Here is a 3,103-nt window from a genome sequence, read left to right on the forward strand (position 1 = left end):
GGCTCAACGTGATCCAGGGGGCCCGGATCGCGGGGGCCTCGCGGATCGTCGCCGTGGACGCCAACCCGGCGAAGGAGGCGGTGGCCCGGCAGTTCGGGGCGACGGACTTCCTGACCTCGACGGAGGGCGTGCGGGACCTGCTTCCCCACGGTGTGGATCACGCCTTCGAGTGCGTCGGACGGGTCGAACTCGTGCGGGCCGCCGTCGACCTGCTGGACCGGCACGGGCAGGCGATCCTGCTCGGAACCCTGGCGGCGGGCGCGGAGGCGTCCTTCGTCGTCTCCTCGATGTTCCTCGACAAGGCCATCCTCGGCTGCCGCTACGGCTCCTCCCGGCCGCAGCGGGACATCCCGCTGTACGCCGAGCTCTACCGGCAGGGCCGGCTCCTCCTCGACGAACTGGTCACCGAGACCTACCCGGTCGAGGACTTCGAGAAGGCGGTCGCGGACGCGGAGGCGGGGCGGGTCGCGCGGGGCGTGCTCACGTTCTAGGCAGCGGGTGCGCACGGGCGTCGAGGCATGCGCTCCCGGCCCGGAACGTACGGCGGTACGCCGTGGGGGTGACCCCGAGGGCCGCCTGCAGGTGCTGGCGCATCGACTGGGCGGTGCCGAAGCCCGCGTCCCGGGCGACCTGGTCGACGGAGAGGCCGGTGGACTCCAGCAGGTGCCGGGCGCGCTCCACCCGCTGCTGGGTGAGCCACTGGCCGGGGCTGACGCCGACCTCCTCGCGGAAGCGCCGGGTGAAGGTGCGCACGGACATGGCCTCCTGCTCGGCCATGTCCCGCAGCTGGATCGGCTCGTGCAGACGGCCCAGCGCCCAGGCCCGGGCCGAGGTCGTGGTCGACTGCTGCGGGTCGGGCACGGGCCGGTGGATGTACTGCGCCTGACCGCCGTCGCGGTGCGGCGGCACGACGGTGCGGCGGGCCACGTCGTTGGCGACCGCCGTGCCGTGGTCGCGGCGCACCATGTGCAGGCACAGGTCGATGCCGGCGGCGACGCCCGCGGAGGTCAGCACGTCCCCGTCGTCGATGAACAGGACGTCCGGGTCGACCCTGATCTGCGGGAAGAGCCGCTGGAGCCGGTCGGAGTCGGCCCAGTGCGTGGTGGCGGGGCGGCCGTCGAGGAAGCCGGCGGCGGCCAGGACGTAGACGCCGGTGCAGATCGAGGCGAGCCGGGTGCCGGGACGGATGTGGGCGAGGGCGGCGGCCAGTTCACCGGTCAGCACGCCCTGCTCGAAGACCGGTCCCAGTTCGTACGACGCCGGGACGATCACGGTGTCCGCGGTGGCCAGCGTCTCCGGGCCGTGCTCGACCTGGACCGCGAAGTCGGCGTCGGTCCGCACCGGACCCGGCGGCCGGATGGAGCAGGTGACGACGTCGTACAGCAGACGCCCCTCGGCGTCCCGCGGGCGGCCGAAGATCCGGTGCGGGATGCCCAGCTCGAACGGGAGGACCCCGTCCATGGCGAGGACGACGACGCGATGCGGCTTCATGGCCCGATCCTAACGAATGCTGTCCTTCCGGCCAATGGATCGGCAGCGGAGGAGACCGCAAGCTCTATGTCGTGACCCAGACAACCGAAGCCGCCGTCCAGGCGCCCCCCACGGAAAAGCAGCCCGCTCGCATCCACCGTGCCTGGTTCGTCGCCGCCGTCACCTTCGTGACGATCATCGGCGCGGCCGCCTTCCGTTCCCTGCCGGGTCTGCTCATCGACCCCCTGCACCAGGACTTCGGCTGGTCGCGCGGCACCATCGGCGCGGCCGTCTCCGTGAACCTCGCGCTGTACGGCCTGACCGCGCCCTTCGCGGCCGCGCTGATGGACCGCTTCGGCATCCGGCGGGTCGTCGCGGTCGCCCTGACCGTCATCGCGGTCGGCTCGGGCCTGACCGTGTGGATGACGGCCGCCTGGCAGCTGATGCTCTACTGGGGCCTGCTCGTCGGTCTCGGCAGCGGCTCGATGGCCCTCGCCTTCGCCGCGACCGTCACCAACCGCTGGTTCACCGAGCGGCGCGGCCTGGTCACCGGCATCCTCACCGCCGCCTCCGCCTCCGGCCAGCTGATCTTCCTGCCGGTGCTGTCCTGGATGGTGGAGAGGCACGACTGGCGCCCGGCGGCCGTCACGGTCGCCCTCGCCGCCCTCGCGGTGGTCCCCTTCGTGTGGCTGCTGCTGCGCGACCACCCGGCCGACGTGGGCCTGCGGCCCTACGGCGCCACGGAGTTCGTGCCCAAGCCCGCTCCGGTGACGGGTGCCGCCCGGCGGACGGTCAGGGTCCTCTTCTCGGCCGCCCGCACCGGCCCCTTCTGGCTGCTCGCCGGCACCTTCGCGATCTGCGGCGCCTCCACCAACGGTCTGGTGCAGACCCACTTCGTGCCCGCCGCCCACGACCACGGCATGCCCGTCACGGCCGCCGCCTCCCTGCTCGCGGTCATCGGCGTCTTCGACGTGGTCGGCACGGTGGCCTCCGGCTGGTTCACCGACCGCTTCGAACCGCGCCGCCTGCTCGCCGTCTACTACGCCCTGCGCGGCGTCTCGCTGCTGTTCCTGCCCATGCTGCTGGCCCCCTCGGTCCACCCGCCGATGCTGTTCTTCATCGTCTTCTACGGCCTCGACTGGGTCGCCACCGTCCCGCCCACCGTCGCCCTGTGCCGTGAGCAGTACGGCGACGACAGCGCGATCGTCTTCGGCTGGGTCCTCGCCTCCCACCAGGTCGGCGCGGCCCTGATCGCCTTCCTCGGCGGTGTGGCCCGGGACGTGTTCGGCACGTACGACATGGTCTGGTACGCCTCGGGAGCGCTGTGCGCGGCGGCGGCGCTGATGGCGCTGGTGATCCGGCGGCGTCCGGCCGCAGCGCCCCTGACGGCGACCGCCTAGGTGTGCTGTCCGGCGGAGCAGTGGGAGCAGGCCCACTCCAGGGGACGGCGTCGCGGCAGATCGGCGTGCCGGGCCCGCGAGCTCGGCCTGATCCGCCGGGCAGTCCCTAGTGCTCAATTCCGCATTCGGTGGGTATAGCTGCTGATAGCGGGGCGTTTGTAGGTACTCGGGGGCGGGTGCTGGGTCATGGTATTGAGGGCACGGCCGGGCCGTGACGAGGGCGAGCAAGCGGT

General features: G+C 72.6%; 3 protein-coding genes. 2 read left to right on the forward strand and 1 reads right to left on the reverse strand.

The window, feature by feature from the left end; translation table 11 throughout:
• On the forward strand, nt 1-491 hold a 491-nt coding region (locus EHS43_RS41300), incomplete at its 5' end, for a zinc-binding dehydrogenase (protein ID WP_148104252.1).
• On the opposite strand, the gene EHS43_RS41305 is transcribed toward EHS43_RS41300, so the two are convergent.
• Nucleotides 481-1,491 carry a GlxA family transcriptional regulator gene (locus tag EHS43_RS41305; RefSeq protein WP_125195644.1) on the reverse strand — a complete coding sequence of 337 codons (1,011 nt, stop codon included), beginning with the start codon at nt 1,489-1,491 and terminating at the stop codon, nt 481-483. The genes EHS43_RS41300 and EHS43_RS41305 overlap by 11 nt on opposite strands.
• 71 nt (nt 1,492-1,562) lie before the next feature.
• On the opposite strand from EHS43_RS41305, the gene EHS43_RS41310 reads away from it, so the two are divergent.
• Nucleotides 1,563-2,870: an MFS transporter gene (locus EHS43_RS41310; protein WP_125195645.1), complete on the forward strand. Its 1,308-nt coding sequence runs from the start codon at nt 1,563-1,565 to the stop codon at nt 2,868-2,870.
• The last annotated feature ends 233 nt before the right edge of the window (nt 2,871-3,103 follow it).

The organism is Streptomyces sp. RP5T, assembly GCF_003933965.1.
In the GTDB taxonomy this organism is placed as follows: domain Bacteria; phylum Actinomycetota; class Actinomycetes; order Streptomycetales; family Streptomycetaceae; genus Streptomyces.